21 protein-coding genes are annotated in these 20,310 nt (G+C 51.3%); 11 read left to right on the top strand and 10 right to left on the bottom strand.

What is annotated here, in order from left to right; genetic code table 11:
- Both BP822_RS00365 and BP822_RS00360 read left to right on the top strand, forming a co-directional pair.
- Window positions 1-2,322 (top strand): glycosyltransferase (locus BP822_RS00365; RefSeq protein ID WP_286877484.1); only part of this gene is annotated, 2,322 nt, incomplete at its 5' end.
- A 244-nt stretch (window positions 2,323-2,566) separates the two neighbouring features.
- Window positions 2,567-4,423, top strand: a complete 1,857-nt coding sequence (locus BP822_RS00360) for a glycosyltransferase family 2 protein (RefSeq protein WP_349681836.1) — start codon at window positions 2,567-2,569, stop codon at window positions 4,421-4,423.
- Window positions 4,424-4,439: 16 nt separating this feature from the next.
- On the opposite strand, the gene BP822_RS00355 is transcribed toward BP822_RS00360, so the two are convergent.
- Together BP822_RS00355 and BP822_RS00350 are read right to left on the bottom strand one after the other, a co-directional pair.
- Window positions 4,440-5,306, bottom strand: coding sequence for a hypothetical protein (locus tag BP822_RS00355; protein ID WP_286877481.1), 867 nt, complete (start codon window positions 5,304-5,306; stop codon window positions 4,440-4,442).
- A complete protein-coding gene (locus tag BP822_RS00350; protein ID WP_286877480.1) occupies window positions 5,296-6,513 on the bottom strand; it encodes an endonuclease Q family protein in 1,218 nt (405 codons plus the stop codon). The genes BP822_RS00355 and BP822_RS00350 overlap by 11 nt, the downstream gene beginning before the upstream one ends.
- A 77-nt stretch (window positions 6,514-6,590) precedes the next feature.
- Here BP822_RS00350 and larB point away from each other — a divergent pair, with 77 nt between their 5' ends.
- The gene (gene larB, locus BP822_RS00345; protein ID WP_276837287.1) at window positions 6,591-7,367 is read left to right on the top strand and encodes a nickel pincer cofactor biosynthesis protein LarB; all 777 of its coding nucleotides are present in this window, start codon (window positions 6,591-6,593) and stop codon (window positions 7,365-7,367) included.
- A gap of 280 nt (window positions 7,368-7,647) precedes the next feature.
- On the opposite strand, the gene BP822_RS00340 is transcribed toward larB, so the two are convergent.
- The 4 genes from BP822_RS00340 to BP822_RS00325 form a co-directional block, all read right to left on the bottom strand.
- Complete coding sequence (locus BP822_RS00340; RefSeq protein WP_276620201.1) at window positions 7,648-8,871, bottom strand: energy-coupling factor ABC transporter ATP-binding protein; 1,224 nt, start codon at window positions 8,869-8,871, stop codon at window positions 7,648-7,650.
- A gap of 2 nt (window positions 8,872-8,873) precedes the next feature.
- Window positions 8,874-9,620 carry a cobalt ECF transporter T component CbiQ gene (gene cbiQ, locus BP822_RS00335; RefSeq protein ID WP_286877479.1) on the bottom strand — a complete coding sequence of 249 codons (747 nt, stop codon included), beginning with the start codon at window positions 9,618-9,620 and terminating at the stop codon, window positions 8,874-8,876.
- A complete protein-coding gene (locus BP822_RS00330; RefSeq protein WP_286877478.1) occupies window positions 9,613-9,936 on the bottom strand; it encodes an energy-coupling factor ABC transporter substrate-binding protein in 324 nt (107 codons plus the stop codon). The genes cbiQ and BP822_RS00330 overlap by 8 nt, the downstream gene beginning before the upstream one ends.
- On the bottom strand, window positions 9,933-10,628 hold the full coding sequence (locus BP822_RS00325; RefSeq protein ID WP_048132137.1) for an energy-coupling factor ABC transporter permease: 696 nt from the start codon (window positions 10,626-10,628) through the stop codon (window positions 9,933-9,935). Before BP822_RS00325 ends, BP822_RS00330 begins: the two co-directional genes overlap by 4 nt.
- A gap of 118 nt (window positions 10,629-10,746) precedes the next feature.
- Between BP822_RS00325 and xseA the strand changes: the two genes are divergently transcribed.
- From xseA to BP822_RS00290, 7 genes are all read left to right on the top strand, one after another.
- Complete coding sequence (gene xseA, locus BP822_RS00320) at window positions 10,747-11,952, top strand: exodeoxyribonuclease VII large subunit (RefSeq protein WP_013719449.1); 1,206 nt, start codon at window positions 10,747-10,749, stop codon at window positions 11,950-11,952.
- Window positions 11,949-12,158 carry an exodeoxyribonuclease VII small subunit gene (xseB, locus tag BP822_RS00315; RefSeq protein ID WP_013719448.1) on the top strand — a complete coding sequence of 70 codons (210 nt, stop codon included), beginning with the start codon at window positions 11,949-11,951 and terminating at the stop codon, window positions 12,156-12,158. Before xseA ends, xseB begins: the two co-directional genes overlap by 4 nt.
- A 97-nt stretch (window positions 12,159-12,255) precedes the next feature.
- On the top strand, window positions 12,256-13,437 hold the full coding sequence (trpB, locus tag BP822_RS00310; RefSeq protein WP_345803820.1) for a tryptophan synthase subunit beta: 1,182 nt from the start codon (window positions 12,256-12,258) through the stop codon (window positions 13,435-13,437).
- Window positions 13,424-14,200, top strand: a complete 777-nt coding sequence (gene trpA / locus BP822_RS00305; RefSeq protein ID WP_286877477.1) for a tryptophan synthase subunit alpha — start codon at window positions 13,424-13,426, stop codon at window positions 14,198-14,200. Before trpB ends, trpA begins: the two co-directional genes overlap by 14 nt.
- Before the next feature lie 49 nt (window positions 14,201-14,249).
- The gene (locus tag BP822_RS00300) at window positions 14,250-14,867 is read left to right on the top strand and encodes an SGNH/GDSL hydrolase family protein (RefSeq protein WP_286877476.1); all 618 of its coding nucleotides are present in this window, start codon (window positions 14,250-14,252) and stop codon (window positions 14,865-14,867) included.
- Window positions 14,868-14,920: 53 nt separating this feature from the next.
- The gene (locus BP822_RS00295; protein ID WP_286877475.1) at window positions 14,921-15,553 is read left to right on the top strand and encodes a lamin tail domain-containing protein; all 633 of its coding nucleotides are present in this window, start codon (window positions 14,921-14,923) and stop codon (window positions 15,551-15,553) included.
- A gap of 46 nt (window positions 15,554-15,599) precedes the next feature.
- The gene (locus BP822_RS00290; protein ID WP_286877473.1) at window positions 15,600-15,752 is read left to right on the top strand and encodes a hypothetical protein; all 153 of its coding nucleotides are present in this window, start codon (window positions 15,600-15,602) and stop codon (window positions 15,750-15,752) included.
- Between the two features lie 761 nt (window positions 15,753-16,513).
- On the opposite strand, the gene BP822_RS00285 is transcribed toward BP822_RS00290, so the two are convergent.
- From BP822_RS00285 to BP822_RS00275, 3 genes are all read right to left on the bottom strand, one after another.
- Entirely contained in the window at window positions 16,514-17,161 is a 648-nt protein-coding gene (locus BP822_RS00285) for a methyltransferase family protein (protein WP_286877472.1), read from the bottom strand.
- Window positions 17,162-17,283: 122 nt separating this feature from the next.
- Window positions 17,284-18,222, bottom strand: a complete 939-nt coding sequence (locus BP822_RS00280; protein ID WP_013719442.1) for a DNA-methyltransferase — start codon at window positions 18,220-18,222, stop codon at window positions 17,284-17,286.
- Window positions 18,223-18,226: 4 nt separating this feature from the next.
- The gene (locus BP822_RS00275) at window positions 18,227-18,406 is read right to left on the bottom strand and encodes a CopG family transcriptional regulator (RefSeq protein ID WP_013719441.1); all 180 of its coding nucleotides are present in this window, start codon (window positions 18,404-18,406) and stop codon (window positions 18,227-18,229) included.
- A 102-nt stretch (window positions 18,407-18,508) separates the two neighbouring features.
- Here BP822_RS00275 and BP822_RS00270 point away from each other — a divergent pair, with 102 nt between their 5' ends.
- A complete protein-coding gene (locus BP822_RS00270; RefSeq protein WP_048132128.1) occupies window positions 18,509-19,045 on the top strand; it encodes a hypothetical protein in 537 nt (178 codons plus the stop codon).
- A 198-nt stretch (window positions 19,046-19,243) separates the two neighbouring features.
- Here BP822_RS00270 and BP822_RS00265 read toward each other — a convergent pair whose 3' ends face one another.
- Window positions 19,244-20,215: a radical SAM protein gene (locus tag BP822_RS00265; RefSeq protein WP_013719439.1), complete on the bottom strand. Its 972-nt coding sequence runs from the start codon at window positions 20,213-20,215 to the stop codon at window positions 19,244-19,246.
- Window positions 20,216-20,310: the final 95 nt, after the last annotated feature.

Raw genomic sequence — 20,310 nt, 5'->3', positions numbered from 1 at the left:
GGGTATTCATTTAAAAATAAAGACAAATCTGAGCTGATTAGTCAACTCCATTTGGCAAGATATCGTGCTCATGTATTGGATATTGAGATCGCGGAAATTAAGAGGAGCATTTCCTGGAAAATTACCAATAGATTTAATAACAGTGTCATAGAACGAGCCTTGCCTCATGAAAGCAAGCGCCGGAGATGGTATGATCTTGGGTTAAAGGCGATGAGGATTCTTGCAAATGATGGATTAAGCACTCTACTGCAGGAGTATCGATCAAGAAATGCATACTATTGTTCCATAGCTCATAAAGAGTCTGAAAACCCAGAAAATACCTTTCATGAGACTGTTATGGATGATTTCTTAATTCAATTGCACTCCTTTCACAGAAACTGGGGGATAGCACTTGAAGTGAAGAGACATTATGAGAAGAATGTGAATATCGTCATTTGCATACATAATGCATTAGATGATGTAAAATCATGCTTGATGTCAGTAATAAAATATTCTCCACATATTTATACACTGATTTTGGTTGATGATGGAAGCGATGAAGCCACTAAATCGTTCTTGCAGGATTTCGCATTGCACCACGATGTTTTCTTGTTAAGAAATGATGTTGCTAGAGGATATACTTTTGCGGCGAATCAAGGTTTGAGAAACTCAACTGGCAAATATGTGATCCTGCTAAATAGCGATACTATCGTTTCTGCTGATTGGCTGGATAGAATGCTAGAATGCGCCGAATCGGATGAACGAATTGGAATCGTCGGCCCATTGTCGAATACCGCATCATGGCAGTCAGTCCCGAAAATAGAATCGTGCGGCGATTGGGCATCTAATGACTTGCCTGAAAATATATCTATCCATATGATGGCTGATCTTATTGGGAAGTATTCATGTCGTTGCTATCCCAAAATACCATTTCTTAATGGGTTTTGTCTTTTAATTAAAAGAGAATTGATAAATCAAATAGGATATTTCGATGAGGATAGTTTCGGGGCAGGCTATGGTGAGGAGAATGATTACTGTATTCGGGCAAGAAAAGCGCAATGGGATTTAGCTGTTGCCGATGATGTTTACATTTATCATAAGCAATCCCGCAGCTACTCTGATGATAGAAGAAAGAAATTGTGTGACCGGGCAGGCAAGATATTAATCGACAAACATGGCATCCAGGAGGTCTCTGAGGGTGTCTCCGAATGCAAGGGCAATAGAGCAATGGCCGGTATAAGAGCTCGAGCGGATGTTCTATGGCATCGGCACGGGTTATTGGAGGAAGGGAAAAAGCTCTTCAAGGGTAAAAGTCTGCTGATAATTCTTCCAATAATGGAGCCGACAGGAGGTGCTTATGTCATCATCCAAGAAGCATATGCTTTGATTGAAATGGGTGTGAGGGTAAGCCTGTTTAATTTAACAGAACATGGAGTTAAATTCCAGCAGAGTTTTCCCGATTTGAGAATTCCTGTCATTTATGGGAGCATTAATGAGGTCCCTTTAATTGCCGCGGACTTTGATGCGGTTATAGCTACTATAAACAATTCCGTATATTGGATTGCATCGCTTAATAGCAGCGACATTACCCTGGCATATTACATTCAGGACTTTGAACCAGATTTTTACCCAAAGGGGTCTCGAGAATACAATCTGGCGTGGGAATCTTACATGAAGATACCAAGAATAAAGAATGTGACAAAAACAAGCTGGAATAAAAATAAGGTTATGTCGAATATGGGAATTGACTGTCAGATTATAGGGCCGAGCGTTGATATAGATCTATTCAGACCAAGAGAAAGATTGCACAAATCAAATGATATATTTATTGGAGCAATGATTAGGCCATCGACTCCACGCAGAAATCCTCGCTTTACCTTGGAAATTCTTGAGGAAATCAAAAAACTATATGGAGATAAAATAAATATCATTACCTTTGGATGCTCTAATGATGACTTCTTATCATTGAACCCCTGTAGAGATATTCCAATTAATCATATGGGGGTGCTAAAACGAGAATGGATGCCGCATTTATTCAATGAAATCGATATCTTCGTGGACTTTTCAACATATCAGGCAATGGGATTGACTGCATTAGAAGCAATGGCATGTGGCTCTGCGGTAATAGTTCCGAGAAATGGGGGTTGCCAGGATTTCGTAAAGGATGGAATAAATGGATTTTTGATCGATACGACAGATAGGCGATCATGCACTGATGCTCTTGAGAAATTAATAAATGATGAGAAATTAAGGAAAAAGATGTGCTCTCAATCCATCATCGATGTCTGTCGATTTCCTGCCGAATTAGCGGCGCTGAACATGCTTAAAGCTATTTTTATTTAGTAATATCTAATCAAAAAGAGAGGTCGCATTAACGTGCCTATTATTCGAGTGAATGAAAATGGCGTCAACTATTTATTTTGTATATATTCATAGAAAAATGTGAATTGAGCATCAACCACACGAGCACAGCAATACCAAGAATAGTCGAGATGAATCCAGGCAACCTGGCAAGCTTCATGATTATATCAATAACTGGATGTTCCCTCTCAAGGCCGATGGTCATATTCATAGGACAAGGTGTTAGATGGCATTAAAGGACATAGGAGCGGGAAAAATAATAGCCAGGTGCCATGAATACTTGGTCGACCTGCTTTTCGCACCGGGCACAGGGCGAAGGGGCGTATACGAGTTGGCCGCAAGGTCCAGTCATATCATCGCCGAAGACGGCATGCAAAGCTTTGCGGAAAGGTCCCAAATATATATGCGCAGAAAATTATCTCAAAAAAAGAATCCGCCCAAAGAGCCGTCTGGAAAAGAACTGGAGGATATGCGCATCCAATGTGCGAGCTTTGAGTACCGGCCCAAGATCAGCATAATAGTTCCAGTATTAAACACCAGAGAAGAATGGCTTAGAAGTTCCATCGAATCTGTTTTACATCAGATATATGATAACTGGGAGCTTTGTATTGCGGATGATGGATCAGATCAACCGCATATAAGAGAGACGTTAAATTTCTATCAGCAAAAGGACGCCCGGATCAAGGTCAAGTATCTGAATGAGAACCAGGGCGTCTCGGGAGCTTCAAACGAGGCCCTCGCTATGGCCAGCGGGGAATTCATCGGATTTCTGGATCATGATGATCAGCTCCTTCCAAATGCCTTATATGAGGTTGTTCTGATGCTGAACCGAAATGCCAGCGCCGATTTTATATATAGCGATGAGATCCTTATTTCCAAGCGGGGAAAGCCAGTATATGCTTATTTCAGGCCAGATTTCTCTCTTGATTATATGCTGTCTCATTGCTATATCGTTCATTTTGTTGTCATAAGGGCGAGCATTTTGAAAAAGATCGGTGGATTCAGAGCCGAGTTTAAAGTATCCCAGGACTACGATTTATTTTTAAGGGTCCTCTCCCAGACCAGAAATGTCCTGCACATACCCAAAATCCTTTATAAATGGCGTCAGTACGAATCGAGCACCGGGCATCTGCTCAAGGAAAGAGTGATGGAGTCCAGCAGAAGAGCTCTCCAGGACTTCGCAGACAGAGAGGGGATCAAGGGAGTGGTCTGGGGCACAAAGAACTTTAATTTTTTCAGGCTGAAGAGAGATATCCTCGATCGCCCCAAGATCAGCATCATAATTCCGACCAAAGATCGCATTGACCTTTTGAAGAGGTGCATTGAAAGCATCCAAAACAGATCGTCTTATGATAATTATGAAATTATAATAGTAGATAACATGAGCCAGGAGGAGGAAACCGCCGCATATCTGGATGGTCTAGGGAAATCATATAGGATTATAAAGTTCAATGAAAAATTTAATTACTCTAAGTTGAATAATTATGCGGCAAAATTTGCCCGTGGAGAGCATCTGCTCTTTTTGAATAACGATATAGAAGTATTAAACTCCGATTGGCTGGAAGCGATGCTTGAACAATCGCAGAGAGACGAGATCGGTTGTGTGGGGGCCAAGCTGCTTTATCCAGATAGAAAAATACAGCATGTGGGAGTGGTTGTCGGCTGGGGTGGACGGGCAGAGCATATATATAAGTGGTTGCATTCAAATGACATTGGCTATATGGGCCATTTTGTATCCATCAGAAATTATAGTGCAGTCACCGCAGCCTGCATGATGCTTCGAAAATCGATTTTTAATGAGGTAGGCGGATTTGACGAAAGGTTTGAGATTGGCTTTGGAGACGTCGATCTTTGCCTCCGGGTGAGGGAGTTGGGATACGAAAACCTATTTACTCCCTATGCAGAACTGCTCCATTACGAATCTGCTACCAGGGGACGATCGTTTTCATTCGATCCTCACCCCAATGACACAAAGCGCTTCATAGAAAGATGGCAAGAATATATAAAAGGGGGCGATCCCTACTACAATCCCAATCTTCCCCTCGACAGCTACGACATCCTGCCATTTGTATCTTGGCGATAACTGATCTTGATATAGATTAGCCTGCAGAGCAGCACGATATCCAATCATCCTCCTCTTCATACCGCGGGAAGTCCGACTTCATATGGATGCTCCTGGAGATATTGTAATCTCCGTAGTACCTCTCCTCCCCCTCGCTGGCCATAGGATAGATCGATTTCTTCAACCCAGCATTGGGGCTGGAGAAGCCATATTTGAAGTCGGCGATGCCAGTGGAGGACGTCGTAATGCTATAATATGTCTCCTTTGTGGGCATGAACTGGGCGGAGAGAACGGTATCATTGGGAGAAAGAGAAATGCCCCGCACGGTGGCATTCATCCTGGTGAGCAGCATATCGATATCTGAATCCTTGGAGAGCTCATTATTGTAAAGCAGGCTGGATCCGGCATAATCAAGATTGTTCCCTGCATACTCTCGGCTGTTGATTCCCTGGCCGGAGTACCTCAAGGACTTGCTGGATCGGAGAATAGCCGGCCATTCCTCGACAAATTCGCCTATAAAGGTGCCGTTTTCAATTGAAAGGACGAATTCGCTGGAATTAGCAGAGTCAGCTCGAAGGAGAATCAGCCCTTCTGAGGCGTAATCGCCCTTTCGGGCAGAGGTCCTGGCACGCAAGCGAACATCATTTACATCCACCTCCTCATAGCTGGAATGACAGGGCTCAAGTGAGCGCCCGCGGTACTCAACCGGAGATATGCTTCCCTGGACGTACTGCGAGTAATCGAATTTGATGCTATCGCTCTGCCGGGCAATGGACCAGTCGGTGTTATTGGTTCCCACGGTGGTGGTTATCCTCTCGGCATTAGCGGATAGGATCAAGGCCGATAAGAGCAATGAGGCGATTACAATACAGACGCGATCCGTCTCAATCTTATTAAAAATCAAAAAGGGACCTCTGCGATTCTCTTTCTCCCCCGGCTTTCTTCGAAGCTAAAAGCCGGATCTCTCCGTATTTTCCTCCTCCGCCGGGCAGAACCTCCACTCCGCCGTTGCGGAAGGCCTCAATGGCACCGATCACCTTCGGCTCGACCTCTGCCGCCTCCAGCTCCCCGATATGCTCGTTCAGCAATACCTCAATCTCCGTCTTATCCTCTGTCATGGCCGCGTACAGCCTCTGCACCCCCACCGTCATCGGGCTCTTGTAGCCCAGGGCGAGGGCGATGATCTCTGCCAGAGGAATGAGGTGCAAGTAAGGGGGCCGATGAGAGGGATGCTGGGGCCCTTCGTAGTCGGCCAATAGATCGACCCGGTCAGCCACCCCCAGCTTGATCTGCCCCTGGCAATGGGAGCAGCGTCCCATGAGATCATTCATCTCTTTTGCGCTGAAGTGATGAAAGCAGCGGGTGCAGGCCGTGCGGTTATACTTTCCCTCTCCCGGGAAAAAACCGGCATTGAGCGTCGGTCCTCTTCCCTTCTCCCTGCAGATGGCCAAAGCTATCTCCCGGTAGCTGCACCCCTCCACCTCCATCTGATTGAACTCTCTGGCCAGCTTATTGGTGCGAGGTGAATGGGCATCGGAGTTGGAGAGAAAGGTCTTGTCCGAGAGCTCCGCAATCCTGTCCGCATAATCGCTGTCCGCGCTCAGTCCAAGCTCAATGAATCGAATCCGGTCCGCCTTCTCCTGGTAGCATTCAGATAGGGACCGATGGTAAGCATACATCCCCGTCCATGGGGTGAAGGCATGAGCGGGCCCAATGAGGCCCCCTGCTTCAAACACCAGGTCGGCGATCTGGGCCCCGCTCATATGCAACCGCGGCCTGCCATCCTGATGCAGGTTGCCCGAATGGGGTGAAAATCCCTCCGCCAGCTCCTCCGCTTTGCCGGTGTCCGGCAGGAGAATAAGATGATGGACCCTCTTCGAATCCTCCACCTCCACGCTCAGGAGAAAGAGAGTATCCCCCTGCCTCCTCAGCCCATCGTCCTCCGGCAGCTTTTTGATGGATTCGAGCCACAGAGGGTGCAGGCAGTCGCCAGTGCCCACTATCTTCACCCCTTTATGCGCCGCCCCCTTTGCGATCTGCCCCAGCTCCATGTCGCCGGATACAGCCATCGAATAGCGGGAATGAATGTGCAGATCGAGATTGACTAGCATCTTCCTGACTCCTGAGGAAGATCTTCTCGGAGAGGGATAAACCCTTTATGCTCATGGCTCTATTACCGGATGAGAAAATGGAGAGCAACAGAGAGATCCTGGAGAGCTACCGCCGGGGAGAGATTTCCCTGGAGGAGGCCCTAAAGCAGATTAGGGTCAGGGATTATCGCACCGTGGGCGAGGTGGCAAAGCTGGATATCTGCCGATCAAATCGCATTGGCATACCGGAGGCGATCCTCGCCGAGGGAAAGGACAAGTCCGATCTTCTGGCCATATCCCTTGCCCATCTGGAGGAGACGGGGAGCGTGATCATCACCCGTGTGTCCTCCGAGCAGCTGGTGGTATTGAGATCGGCCAAGCTTCCCCCTAAGAGCGTCTTTGAGCACAATCCTCGCGCCAGGACGGTGGTCATCCGCTCTGCTGATCGGCCGGAAAGGGTGGGCATCGTGGCCATCCTGGCGGCAGGAACTGCGGACATCCCCGTGGCTGAGGAGGCAAGGGTGGTAGCGGAGGAGATGGGCTGCCAGGTGCTCAGAGAGTATGATGTGGGGGTAGCAGGCATCCACCGCCTCTTTCCGTGTCTAGAGAGGATGGCGGATGCGGATGCATTTGTCGTGGCGGCTGGTCGAGAGGGCACCCTTCCCGCGGTGGTAGCGGGACTGGTGAACGCTCCGGTCATCGGCCTTCCCGTCTCCACTGGATACGGGATTGGCGGTGGGGGAAAGGCTGCCCTCTATTCGATGCTCCAGTCCTGCTCCGTCCTGACGGTGGTAAATGTGGATGCGGGCTTTGTGGCGGGAGCATATGCCGCCAAGATCGCCAGACAAAAAGCTCATAAAGAGAAACAGTCTTAAATTATTTCTAGGAAGGTATTTATACCATAAAAAGGCTCGTTTGCCTTGAGCGGGTATACTCATCTTTTTTACTAACCCCCACTCCCCTACCCGCTCTAGCTATTACCGCCGCTACTGCAAAGTATAAGTATAATATAATTAGAAACATGGCACTTTGGGGAGATCCAGGGCGGAGTCTGCCTTGCAGGGATGCTCCGCCTTGGTGCTGAATGGACGCACGGAATAGCAGACTATTCCTTCGTACGCTATTCCATTACACTTTACTTTATGCAAATTAATTTTACTTAAGGCTTTTGGTCCCGACAAAATCGCGATCTATTGGCAAAGAGCGCCCATTGCTGCCTGAGGATAGATCGACTGAATTTATCTCTTCTCCGGACTGCTGAGAATAGGCCTCTATCCTCTTTTGAACCTGGCCCATCATTCCCTGAGAGGTCAAGACCAGGCAGCTCTTGCCTGCAAGCGCCTTGAGGATGCATTTGTCTATCACCCCGTAGGTGAAGTCCACCCGGATTTTGGCCTCTTCTGCCATCAGCTTGGCCCTGGTCCCCATAGCCCCGGTATAATCGGCATCCACTTTCCCTACCAGCTCATTTGCATTCTCTAAAAGAAGCTCATCGGCATTGCAGACGTAGATCGTGCCCCTCTTCGCCCCCTGGACAGCACACCTCCTCTCGCCCCCCTCCAGAGAGTCGCATAGCTCAAGAATGCTCTTTGGAGGCTTCTTGCCCTCTGCCAGCCCTCTGTTCACAAGCTCCTGATATAGATCCACCACCATTGGGGGCTTCAGCCTGGCATCTCGGATCAGCTCCAAATCGCCGAACACCTCCTCAGCCGAGCCCCGGCGGAGCACTCCACCGTCCTTCATCAGCACCACCTCATCCGCCCAGCGATAGGCCAGGTCCACATCGTGGGTGGAGATGATCAATGTCTTTCCCCCCAGGTTAAGCTCATCGAGCATCTCCATGATCTCCTCTGATGTGGCGGGATCGAGGTTTGAGGTGGGCTCGTCCAGGATCATCACCTCCGGCTCCATGGCCAGAATTCCCGCAATGGCCGCCCTCTTCTTCTCCCCGCCGCTCAGGTGATGGGGAGGGCGGCGCTCGTATCCGGATAGGCCGACATACTGCAGGGCATAGCCCACATACCTTTTCACCTTCTCAGGAGGGAACCTCAAGTTCACCGGCCCGAAGGCCACATCCTGGTAGACGGTTGGGGCAAAGAGCTGGTCATCGGAGTTCTGGAAGACCATTCCCACCCTTTGCCTTACCTTTCGCAATGATCGGGAGTCATAATCCAGCCTCTCATTCCGGAATAGAACCTCGCCTGCATCCGGCCTTAAGATCCCATTGAACATCAGCATCAGAGTGGACTTTCCCGCCCCATTGGGGCCCACCAGGGCAATCTTTCTGCCCTCCTCTATTGTGAGGCTGACATTGCTAAGGGCCCGGGTGCCGTCGGCATAGGCGTATTCTATCCCCCTGGTCTCCAGGATCGTGGCCATTCTCACCCTCCCATCCTTAGAATCCCTTCTTCTCCAGTCATAAGGCTNNNNCCCGCTCCTTTTCTCTCTTCCATGAGATCGAGCCGGCCGTCGTAGCAGCGGGCGTCCATGGCCACGATCAGCCTCTCTCCCTGCTCCCAGGATCTGAGGAATAGAACGCTTGCGAGCATGGAAAAGGAGCTGAGGGAACTCCTGGTGCCCAGGTTCCCCAGTCGCATCACCTGGGCGCTGTGTATCATCGCTGCCTGATCTAGAAAGACAAATATGTATCGGTAGATCATCATAGAGAGCTCTATCACCGATTCGGGAATCCGAAGCGACTTGAGGACGGCGAAAATCTCGATCATGGGGGTGGTGAGGGCGATGAAGAACAATGAGCACATGCCGCCGAAGGTCCGGGCGATGAGGAGCAGGGCCAAAGCTGCCCCATCCACTCGGATCCCTATCTCCAGGCCGAAGAGCTGCATGGAATAGAGCATCTCTCCAGAGCCATGCATCAGGGCCACCACCGTTGAGCTGAGCAGAGCAAAGGAGAGGGGGAGAAGGAGGAGCCGGGAGTAGATGCGAATGGGTATTTTGGCCAGGATCAGGATGATGAGGCTCATGCTCGCAGCGACGAATAAGGGCGCGGATGGCGTGACCGAGGAGACGCAGATTATGATCGCTCCCAGGCCAAGGAATAGCTTAAGATGGGCGCTGGTCTCTCTCAGGGCATTGCACTGGGCCCAGTCATCCAGGAGATCATGCATCAGATCTTGCTTCCCAGTCCCCGTCTCTCTGCTCGCCTTTCTTTCTCATCAAACCTCTGTAGTATCCCAGGAAATAGCCGATGACCAGGCTCCCTATGGCCGCCTGGAGGGCAAAGAGAAGGCTCTCGATCTCGCCGCTCGGCGGCTCCCATAGGGGACTTGACCAGGGCTCGTAAGCCCCTCCGGTCAATTCATCGATGACCTTCTCCGATTGATCGTCCGCCCCTGCCCACTCGTGCTCTCCGCTGGTACTCTGGTAGACGAAGATGGCAGCAAAAAGGGCAATAACTACTAAGACGATTATCTCCAGCTTCATGTAGCAGCCTCCCGGAGCAATTTGATGGCGGAGGCACTGGCCACATTGAGCTTCACCAGGATGTCGCCCCTGAGCCGGACAAGATATTTGAACATCAGCGCAGTCACCGCTCCCTCCACCACGGCTAATGGAACCTGGGTGATGGCGAATATGGCCATGAAAGCCTGGAAGGAGGCCACAACCCCACCCGAGGCGGCGGGAAAAGCCAGGGCGAGCTGCATTGAGGTCACCACATATGTGGTCCAGTCGGCGAGCATGGCCGCCAGGAAGACGGAGAGGTACATATTCAGCCCAGACCTCTTGGCAAGAACGAAGACCAGATATCCGATCAGGGGACCAGCGATGCCCATGGAGAAGATGTTGGCCCCAAGAGTAGTCAAGCCGCCATGAGCGAGGAATAGGGCCTGATAGATCAGCACGATTGCCGAAAGGACTGCGGTTATCCATGGTCCAAAGAGGATCGCTCCCATGCCCGTCCCCGTGGGGTGTGAGCAGCTCCCAGTGACTGAGGGCATCTTAAGGGATGAGAGAACGAAGACGAAGGCCCCAGATACAGCGAGCAGGGGCAATATCTCCCGGTTTTCCTTGACCATCTTGTTCATCTTATAAACGCCCCAGGCCACCACCGGCAAAGAGATAATGAGCCAGATCTCCCACCAGGGATGGGGAAGAAAGCCTTCCATTATATGCATCACAACACCCGTGTGCAGCAGGGATATTCTAGCATATAAACTTTCTTTGCGTTATGACCAGATTAATTTAATAAATTGAGAAATGCTCTTAAATAATCCGCTCTATAAAAGGAGATCATTGACCCAGATATTCACTGTCACCAACCTCAATGAGAGAATTCGAGAGCGTCTGGAGAACGATCCCCGCCTGCATGATCTCTGGGCGCAAGGAGAGGTATCCAACTTCGTCCATCACCGCTCCGGCCATATGTACTTCACCCTGAAGGACCGGGATTCCCAGATCTCCTGCGTCCTCTTCAAAGGGAACATTGGCCAGGTGGAGACGGAATTGAGAAATGGCATGAATGTCCTCTTGTTTGGGGATGTGGCGGTCTACCGTCCTCAGGGGAGAGTGCAGCTGGTGGCCAGGGCCATTAAGAGGGATGCCGGTCTTGGCTTTCGGTTTTTGCAGTTCGAGGCCTTGAAAAAGAAGCTGGGGGAAGAGGGGCTCTTCGATCAGGAGCAGAAGCGTCCTCTTCCCCTCTATCCGGAGAGGATAGGAATTGTCACCTCTCTGCAGGGTGCAGCGCTGAGGGACGTAGTGCGCACCATCGGCCCCTATCCAGCAAGGATCATAATCTCTCCGGCCAGGGTCCAGGGGGAGAAGGCTGAGGAGAGCATCGTCTCTGCACTTCTCGCCCTGCAGGGCAGGACGGACCTGATCATCGTCTGTCGCGGAGGCGGCTCAGCCGAGGACCTGTGGTGCTTCAACTCGGAGGTGGTGGCAAGAGCAGTCTTCGCATGCGACAGTCCGGTGATCTCCGCCGTGGGCCATGAGACGGATGTGACCATCACCGACTTCGCGGCCGATATGCGGGCGGCAACCCCAACCGCTGCCGCGAAGATTGCAGTGCCGGATGTGGCGGATCTGAAGATCAGGCTGGAGCAGAGCCAGGTTCGGATTATGCGCGCCCTTTGGACAAGCCTGGAGAGAAAGGAGGAGCGTCTGGAGTATATCCAGCGCAGCCTCTCCCCTTCGAGGATGTACTCCATAACCGGAGATCTCAGGCAGCGTTTGGACCACCTGAGCGATGGGCTGGATCTGGCCCAGGCTGAGATGCTTAAGGCGCGAAAGACCAGGCTGGACGCGGCCAAGGGCAAGCTGGCAGCGGTGGGACCGCGCGCCACATTGCAGCGAGGCTATGCCCTGGTCCGCTCGAAGAAGGGGCTGGTCGTGGCCTGGGATGATGTCCTCCCCGGAGAGGAGGTTGAGTTGATCTTGGGTCGGGGTGCGTTGAGATGCCGGATTTTGGAATGCATCGACGAGAAGGAGATGGATGGATGAGCATAGAGGAAGTGGGGCTGGAGGATGCACTGGAGGAACTGGAGAGAATAGTCTCGGAGCTGGAGGAGGGGAAGATGAGCCTGGAGAAGAGCCTGGAGCTGTATGAACGAGGCATGAGGCTGGTCCGGGTGTGCAACCTTCGACTGGATAGTGCCCAGAGGAGGATTGAGTGCCTGACCGGCGAGCTGCCCTCCGATCTGCTCTGAGGCAAAGCTTAAATAAGATCTAGGATGTACTTTTTTATACATCATAGTATTAATTCGTGCATTAAACCATTTAGCTGGTGATTCGTTGAGCAGTATGATGATCGATAATTTCGCAGTCAAGTTCGGGAGGTATGGCGGCCTCTTCGTCCCCGAGACCCTGGTGGCTCCCTTGGCCGACCTCTCTATTGCCTATGACCGGCTCAAGAAGAGCCCCCAATTTCAAGATGAGCTGAAAGCTCTCCAAAAGGACTTCGCCGGCCGGCCCACATCGCTCTATCTCGCCCCCAACCTCAGCCGGAAGCTGGGCTGCCGGGTGTATCTAAAGAGGGAGGACCTGGTGCACGGTGGAGCTCATAAACTCAACAACACCCTTGGCCAGGCTCTGGTGGCTAAGAAGATGGGCAAGACCCGCCTGATCGCCGAGACCGGTGCCGGCCAGCATGGCGTGGCCACGGCCATCGTGGGGGCAAAACTGGGCTTTGAGACCCAGGTCTACATGGGAGAGGTGGACATCGAGAGGCAGAAGATGAACGTCTACCGGATGGAGCTGATGGGAGCAGAGGTTATACCGGTCCGCTCCGGCTCCAGGACCTTGAAGGACGCCATAAACGAGGCCTTGAGGGACTGGGCCTCCAGCTTCGAGCACACCCACTATCTGCTGGGAACCGCCGCCGGCGCCCATCCCTTCCCCTCAATGGTCAGGGACTTTCAGAGCGTGATCGGCCAGGAGGCCCGGGAGCAGATCCTGGAGGCGGAAGGTCGTCTGCCGGATAGCATTGTGGCCTGTGTGGGCGGGGGGAGCAATGCCATGGGCATCTTCGCTCCATTCCTGAAGGACGATGTGAGGCTGATCGCAGTGGAGGCAGGAGGTCGAGGCCCGGGGATGAGCGACAAGATGGCAGACAATGGCGCATCTTTGGGCTACGGCACAGATGGAATACTGCATGGTGCCCTCACCAAGATCCTCCAGGACCCATACGGCCAGATACTGGAATCCTACTCAGTGGCAGCAGGCCTTGACTATCCCGGAGTGGGTCCGGAGCTGGCATTCCTGGCGGAGAAGGGGCGCGTCCTTCCCAGGCTGGCGGACGACAGGACCGCTCTAGAGGGATTCCGCGCCTTATCCCGGCTGGAGGGGATCATCCCCGCACTGGAGTCGGCTCATGCCATCGGCTATGCATTAGGAGAGCCGGAGTCACTGGGCGATCTTGCGATCATCAATGTCTCCGGCCGGGGGGATAAGGACCTGGCTACGGTGATGGACTATGAGACTATCTGAGGCCTTCGAGAACGGGCCCCTGCTGATCGTCTATCTCTGCTCAGGAGACCCGTCGCCCGGTGCCACCCCCGAGCTGGTGCGCCGGCTGGTGGGGGCGGGAGCGGATATCATCGAGCTGGGGCTCCCCCACTCTGACCCTATAGCGGACGGGCCGACCATCCAGGCGGCAGCGCAAAGGGCTATCGCCGCTGGGATGAACACCGATGTATACTTCCAGGTGGCAGAAGAGGCTGATGTGCCCGTCCCCAAGGTATTCATGGGTTACTACAATATGGTCTATGCCCGGGGCCTGGAGAGGTTTGCCCGGGACTGTGCCCGCTGTGGCATCACCGGCATGATCGTTCCCGACCTGCCCCCGGAAGAGGCCGCGCCCCTGAAAGAGGCCTGCGGCAAGCACGGCGTGGACCTGATCTACCTGGTGGCACCCAACACGCCCCCTGCACGGATCGATCTGATCGCTGAAGAGACGGGCGGCTTTCTCTATCTGGTGGCCAGGACCGGCGTCACCGGGGCGAGAAGCGAGGTCTTGCAGGATACAAGAGACCTCATCCTTCGGGTGCCGGGCAAAAAGCCAAAGGCGGTGGGATTCGGCATCTCCACCCCTGACCAGGCGGCTGAGGTCATCCGGGCGGGTGCCGATGCCGCTATAGTGGGATCGGCCTGCGTGGACCTGATCGCCAGGGGCAGGATCGATGAGCTGGAGGCATTGGTTGGGGAGATGAAAAAGGCGGTAAAAGCTGCGGGGAGAGCAAGGCTGCAATAGCTGGGACTATTGCATTGCCATGAAAGACGAATGACCTGAGGGAATACCGATGAATGAAGAGCTAAGGAAGTATGTGGAAAGGACGCGCTGGGACATTGAGTCCGGGGCGGATGCCACTATCGTATGCTTTGGTGACTCCATCACCGCTGGCTATGCAGTGCGGCGAGGGTTTCCCTCCTTTTTGCTGGAGTCGCTCCGTCAGAGGTTCCCCGATTCAAAGATAGAGATGATCAACTCTGGCATCTCCGGAGATACCAGCCAGGACGGCCTGAGCCGGCTGGACTGGGCAGTGCTATCTTATGAGCCGGATCTGGTCACCATAAACTTCGGCATCAACGACTGTGTTTTAGGGCTGAGCCTGGAGGAGTTCGAGATGAACCTGGTGGAGATGGTGCGCCGCATCCGGGCAGGCCCGGACTCGGAGATCTTGCTCTTATCCTCCCAGCCCCTGGAAAGCCCTCCCTATGACCAGAGGGTATTGGACTACTATCAGACGGTGGAGAGGGTGGCAAAGGAGATGAATGTGGGCTTTGTGGACGTCTACGGCGCCTGGATGAAGCGGGTGCGAGTTGGTATGCCTCTAGATTCTCTGATCTTGCCGGGCTTGGACCATCCCAATGAGGCGGGATACAGGATAATAGCCGAGGAGCTGATGAGCCTCTTTTAATTAAGGCCTATTGTTTGCAGGCGAGAAGGTTCATGGAGGTATGAGGTATGTTAATGAAAAGCGCGGGTGGATGCTTGATCATATTGGCTATTTTATTGATACTTTTTGCTCTCTCGCTGGGAGGGGCGGCAGCCGCTCCAGCGGGCGTTGGGGCGGATATCGTCAAGATCATAAGCGTAAACTACCAGGATGCCGATCAGTGGGTTGAGATCGCCAACATGGGATCTGGTTTGATGAATCTGGACGGCTGGTCGCTCAAAAACCGGGAAAATCAAAGCTATGCGTTTCCTGCAAACTTCACCCTGAAGGCCGGCTCAACAGCCCGAGTTCACTTTAAAGATGGCAGAAATTCATCCTCCGATCTATACCATAGCGCACTCTTTTGGAGCGAGATGGGCGATACTGCCACTTTAGAGGATGCTTCCGGGAGGGTCATTTCCCAGTATAGATATCCAATAGAGGTTTCGACTCCCGGTAGCGCATCCGACAACAAACCCCTCTCCCTTCCCAATGCATTCTCCAGCGGCGGGATGAATCCGCCTTTTCTGCCTGCTTATAGACCGCCTCCCGGCAAAGAAATGAGCAGCTTGAGGTCCAGCTCCAGCACGCCGGTGAATTTGACGGGCCATACTTTCATCTGCCACGGCGGCCCGCTCAACTGGGCATGGACAACTGGATTGGGATAGAGATCATGTCCATGAGCTCTTCTGGTAGGACCAAAGGAGCTGCTCGGTGATCGGGCTTGGCGAGGGTGCACTTGAGGAGGTTATGGAAATGGGCTTTTCTGCCCTCCTCTTCGTCCTCCCGCTTGCGGTGTCTTCTCCAACTCTCTGGTCCTCGTCGCCGTTCGACATCTCCTCATGCCATCATATGAACCTCATATAATGGTTACTGATTTATTTTGGGCAGAAGAGAATACAGCTAAAAGACTGAAAGCTTCGAGCTTAGAAAACAGAGGATCGAGAAGAATAGAATTGAGGACGAGAAAAGTAGAAGAGATATTGGGGACAATAAAAGAAGAGTGAATGAGGGATAAGAAATGAGGATGATGTTCGCAGTTGTTTTCGCCTGCATAATTCTAGCATTTACCGCATCAGGCGTAGCTGGTGGAGTAGAAGTAGGTGACTGGTTATCTGGCGGATATGTCGTTACTGGCTACAATGCTCCTGCTGCCTTAAAATGGAGCCCGTCAGTCTTCCATTACGGATATATCGACTATTCGGTCTCAGATCCCTGGTACAGATCCGTTGCCAGACCGTACCTTGATAGTTGGTATTGGCCATCGTATTATTATCGAAGCGGAATTACCGTCTATCCTGTAACCTACTACCGCCCCGCTTATTATTGGCATGGTTTGCCATGGGTATACTAAATTTATTATAGAGTTGGAATAGCTGTCCTCGAAATGGCGGGCTAGCCTCGATGGTGGCTGCCCTCCCAGTCGACGCTGGGCAGGGAGCACCAATGGGATCTGTTGGGCTCTGGACTCACCGCTTCTCCCCTAATCAGATCCTATTGATGCTCTTCAGAAGAATCGAGCACAATGTTGCTGCAGGCGATCTTTCTTCCCGTCTATTCATCCTACCCAAGCCTTGCAGTACTGATGGATCTGGCCCTTTCAGCCTGATATTGATTACCAACAGATGCTACCAGACATGCGGCAGGAGGCGGTATCGTCTCTCCTGGCAGTATTCCAGATATCCGGGCAGGTCACGTAAAAGCAGCCTCTCCTCAGCGATGATCCTCCAGCAGATGAAGGGAACACTTAGGGCGAAGATGGGAAGAGCCCACCAGGAGCCTAAGGCTATCGGCGTTGCCAGATACATGGCCAGCACTCCCAGGTACATGGGATGACGGATAATGGCATAGGGGCCTGTGCTGATGACCCTTTGGCCCTCGGAGATCTGGATGGTGCGAGATGCATAGCTGTTCTCCTTGAACACCCACAAGACCAGAATATAGCCGAAAAATACAGCAGCGTCTGCAAAGAGTACCAGGTGGACAGGGATGGCATTCAGTCCATGAAGGCGCAGGTCAATGGCAATGGCTACAAATCCAGCGATGATGATCAGAGAGATTGCATTAACGATCGCAATTTGCTCTTTTTCTCTTTCCTGCAGATTCATCCTCCGCTCCAGCATCTCCGGCTCATGCTTCAGAAAATAGCATACTGCAACCAGCATCGGCAAGACGAGAACCGCCCAATAAAGCCACCCCTGCCAGTAACGAAAGGTGCCGGCCAGAAGATAGATAATGATGGGAATGACAATTGCGGCCAGACCAAACCTTATCATTGCCTGCCTTCTCAGCCTTTCGTATCTCTGCCGGTCAATTCCATTATTATTATTATGGGATATGCCGTCTTCCTCCTGAATCCTTTGACTTCCTGGACTGGCATGAAGGCAAAGCTGATGCCCTATCTATAGATGTGCGGAAATCTAAACTCAGATGCCTTAAGATAGTCTTCGATAGATTCAATTCCGATCCATCTACGCTTTCTGGTCTCAGCCACAATACCTGTCATATTGCTTCCGCAGAATGGATCCATAACAACATCTCCTTGGTCTGTTAAGAAATCGATGAAGAGCTGTGGCAATTCTTTAGGGAATCGAGCTGGATGAGGCTTCATATTAGATTCTTTGCATTTTTGGAGATAGGGGCTATTGGCATCATTATTTCCAACCTGAAGTAGATTTGGCGGGATGGCTCCCTTATTATCCCTCTGGAACTTTGAGGTAATATTGTGCCCTGAAGGTCTCTTCTTAGCTACATATCCTCTCTCAATCAATCGCTGCATATCCTTGCTATATGGCTGAAGAATCTTCCTATTATCAGCTTTAGGGAAAGGAGATTTAGACAGCCAGAGCACTAGTTCAACAGAGTCCTTCACTCTGATCCTTCTGACAGTAACCCACTCGGCAGGAGCAGGTAATTTTGCAGGATTGTACCAATAAAACTCCTGTGCTAAATGAAACTTTTTGGCTAATTCTATAATAAGTTCAAATTGATAGGTCGATCTAGTGGGCTTGCCTCTATTCCATGATCCGCCTATGTTGATCACAAGGCTGCCATCCTCGGTTAGTACTCTAAGGAATTGATCGGCAAAATCCATAAACCATTTTACATAAGCATTAGCATCTACGTTACCGTATTCTTTCTTGTAAACAAGGGCATAAGGCGGAGAAGTGACGATTAAGTTAACCGATGATTCAGGCATATTTTTCATGACTTCTAGAGAATCGGCCAAATAGGCTGATCCGTGCTCGGTGAAGTAATAGGGCTTGTAGGGTATTATACTTCTAAAGGGGTTCTCTACACCCATATCCAGTGGGAGCACAGAGTTGTAAGATGTCATTGGACTACCTTTGGTTTTTATTCAGCTTATTCTTTGCGTTGGTTGATATGATCGACTTTTCAGCGAGCCAAGCGAGAACGATATTCCTTACAATCTCAGCATCCCCATTTCCCAGTTCGCCTCGAAAGTTCTCAATGAGGGCCCATTGTTCAGGGGTAAATACTACCTGAACCCGTTTATTCATTGGGCACCTCCCAGCCGCTGAAATGACACACTCATTACACAGGTGAAATAGGCTGGTATTATATTAGTTTTTCCCCCATTACGTTGCTCGGTTAGGTTGGAGATGCCACATAAATTAGAAGAGATCCTAAAAGCACCGGCTAATGACATAATGGACGCTATCTTAAAAGGATTCAGAGCCCAGATCGATGTGAAAGGGAAATTATCTGAGTTTTATGCCTACAGATATATAAAACATCTGGAAGCAGAACATATTATCGAGGAAGTAGAGTGGAGAGATACAGATGGAAGACCCGACTTCGAATTTTTATATAATGGCAAGAAATATTTAATGGAGTGCAAGAACCTAAGAAATAAGATCTATAAACGGCCTCCAAGCTACATGGTGGAAATCCAAAGGACCAGGGATTCAAAGCAGGGCCTGGAGACGAGACGTTATCGAGTAGACCACTTTGATATCCTCGCAGTTTGCCTATTTAACCAGACACAGAAATGGGATTATGTTTTCATCAGATCCAAGGATCTTGAGCGATGGCAAGAGCACCCAGAGTATCTAGAAAAGATGCAACGGGTTCCAATGACAATTGAAGGCCTATGGAAGAAAGATTTGATAGAGATTCTAAATAGCTTCGAAGGCTGAAATCTGTTAATGATACCAATTATGATTTATGATGATGCCGAACCAAAACATGCGAATCTGATGCCATCTCTCTCAATATGCTGAAGAAGATTCTGCCATCATTTGCTTATATCCAGTTGTGCATTCATTGGCTGATTTATAAGGCGCAATGATGATACGGCCTGTCTGATCGATGATGAGGATATTGAGTTCTGAGCGCTATAGATCCCTTCCCGGAGCGAGATCGCAGCCAGTGCACCGGTAGCAGCCGGTGAGAGCCAGGCTGCCGTCCAGACCTTTTTCATCCAGCTCCATCCTCAGATATCGAGCCAGCCCGAGCATCCGATCAGCCGAAGGCCGGACGATATCCACCTCCCCCCGGCGCAGGGGATGAGGATAAGCCGCCCTCAGGATGGGAAGAACACCCATATCAATGAGCTCATCTATTCCCTGGCGGAGGGACTGGTCCGACTCCCCCAGGCCAATGATCACATTGGAGAAGACGTGGTTAGGGCCGAACAGCTCCACGGCCTCCTCCAGAGCATCCATTATCTCTTGATAGGACAATCCCGGGCAGACTTGGGCGAATATATCGCGATCGACCGTCTCCAGATTGTACTTGACCTCATCAGCGCCCGCATCCAGAAGAATCCGATTGACTCCAGGAAAGGGGTTGACAGAGACGCCGATGGGCAGACCAAATGGCAACAGATCACGAACTAGAGCCGCCACCCTCTCCGCCTCATGCTGGGGGGAGACCTCAGTGCCGCTGGTCAGAGAGATGGACTCCAGCCTCCCCGTGGCCATCGCCTCTTTCGCCATCTCCATCACCCTCTCGTGAGACTTCACCTTTCCCATCAGCCTGGGGACGGCGCAGAACTTGCAGTCGTAGATGCAGCGCTCGGAAATGGTGATGTAGGCCTGATCAGGACAGTGCAGGAGGGGCTCGACTACTCTGCCCCTGGCAATTACCCTGCCCTCCAGCGAGATTGTTGCCTCATCCCCATCCATCTCCAGCTGAATAGCAGTGCTATCCACTACCGATAGGCGCACCATACGCGAGCCGGACTGAAAGAAGATCGAGCTTTCCCCCGCACCTGGACCGGCGGTGGACATCTTGCCCTCGCGACCAGGCTGGGAGAGCTGAACCGTTCCCCGGGAGAGAAGAAGGGCTTTTGTCTCCAGATCCATCGTACTAATTCTTATTTTCCAGGTTAAAAGAAATGATGGTCCAGGCAAAGAGGTTTATAACGTCGGGGTGTAAGGGCAGAGAAGACCCCTCTCCT

This window comes from Methanosaeta sp. UBA458, from assembly GCF_002496085.1.
Lineage (GTDB): Archaea > Halobacteriota > Methanosarcinia > Methanotrichales > Methanotrichaceae > Methanothrix > Methanothrix soehngenii.
This window is presented reverse-complemented; position numbering and strand designations above follow the sequence as displayed.

What these genes read in the sequence shown, in the direction of transcription:
- BP822_RS00280 (WP_013719442.1), bottom strand. Translation starts at nt 18,222, where the DNA reads ATGACATCTTACAACTCTGTGCTCCCACTGGATATGGGTGTAGAGAAC.
- BP822_RS00325 (WP_048132137.1), bottom strand. Translation starts at nt 10,628, where the DNA reads ATGCATATAATGGAAGGCTTTCTTCCCCATCCCTGGTGGGAGATCTGG.
- BP822_RS00295 (WP_286877475.1), top strand. Translation starts at nt 14,921, where the DNA reads ATGAAAAGCGCGGGTGGATGCTTGATCATATTGGCTATTTTATTGATA.
- BP822_RS00285 (WP_286877472.1), bottom strand. Translation starts at nt 17,161, where the DNA reads ATGATAAGGTTTGGTCTGGCCGCAATTGTCATTCCCATCATTATCTAT.
- BP822_RS00340 (WP_276620201.1), bottom strand. Translation starts at nt 8,871, where the DNA reads ATGGCCACGATCCTGGAGACCAGGGGGATAGAATACGCCTATGCCGAC.
- BP822_RS00275 (WP_013719441.1), bottom strand. Translation starts at nt 18,406, where the DNA reads ATGAATAAACGGGTTCAGGTAGTATTTACCCCTGAACAATGGGCCCTC.
- BP822_RS00265 (WP_013719439.1), bottom strand. Translation starts at nt 20,215, where the DNA reads ATGGATCTGGAGACAAAAGCCCTTCTTCTCTCCCGGGGAACGGTTCAG.
- trpA (WP_286877477.1), top strand. Translation starts at nt 13,424, where the DNA reads ATGAGACTATCTGAGGCCTTCGAGAACGGGCCCCTGCTGATCGTCTAT.
- larB (WP_276837287.1), top strand. Translation starts at nt 6,591, where the DNA reads ATGGAGAGCAACAGAGAGATCCTGGAGAGCTACCGCCGGGGAGAGATT.
- BP822_RS00300 (WP_286877476.1), top strand. Translation starts at nt 14,250, where the DNA reads ATGAATGAAGAGCTAAGGAAGTATGTGGAAAGGACGCGCTGGGACATT.
- trpB (WP_345803820.1), top strand. Translation starts at nt 12,256, where the DNA reads ATGATCGATAATTTCGCAGTCAAGTTCGGGAGGTATGGCGGCCTCTTC.
- BP822_RS00270 (WP_048132128.1), top strand. Translation starts at nt 18,509, where the DNA reads ATGCCACATAAATTAGAAGAGATCCTAAAAGCACCGGCTAATGACATA.
- BP822_RS00330 (WP_286877478.1), bottom strand. Translation starts at nt 9,936, where the DNA reads ATGAAGCTGGAGATAATCGTCTTAGTAGTTATTGCCCTTTTTGCTGCC.
- xseB (WP_013719448.1), top strand. Translation starts at nt 11,949, where the DNA reads ATGAGCATAGAGGAAGTGGGGCTGGAGGATGCACTGGAGGAACTGGAG.
- BP822_RS00360 (WP_349681836.1), top strand. Translation starts at nt 2,567, where the DNA reads ATGGCATTAAAGGACATAGGAGCGGGAAAAATAATAGCCAGGTGCCAT.
- BP822_RS00350 (WP_286877480.1), bottom strand. Translation starts at nt 6,513, where the DNA reads ATGCTAGTCAATCTCGATCTGCACATTCATTCCCGCTATTCGATGGCT.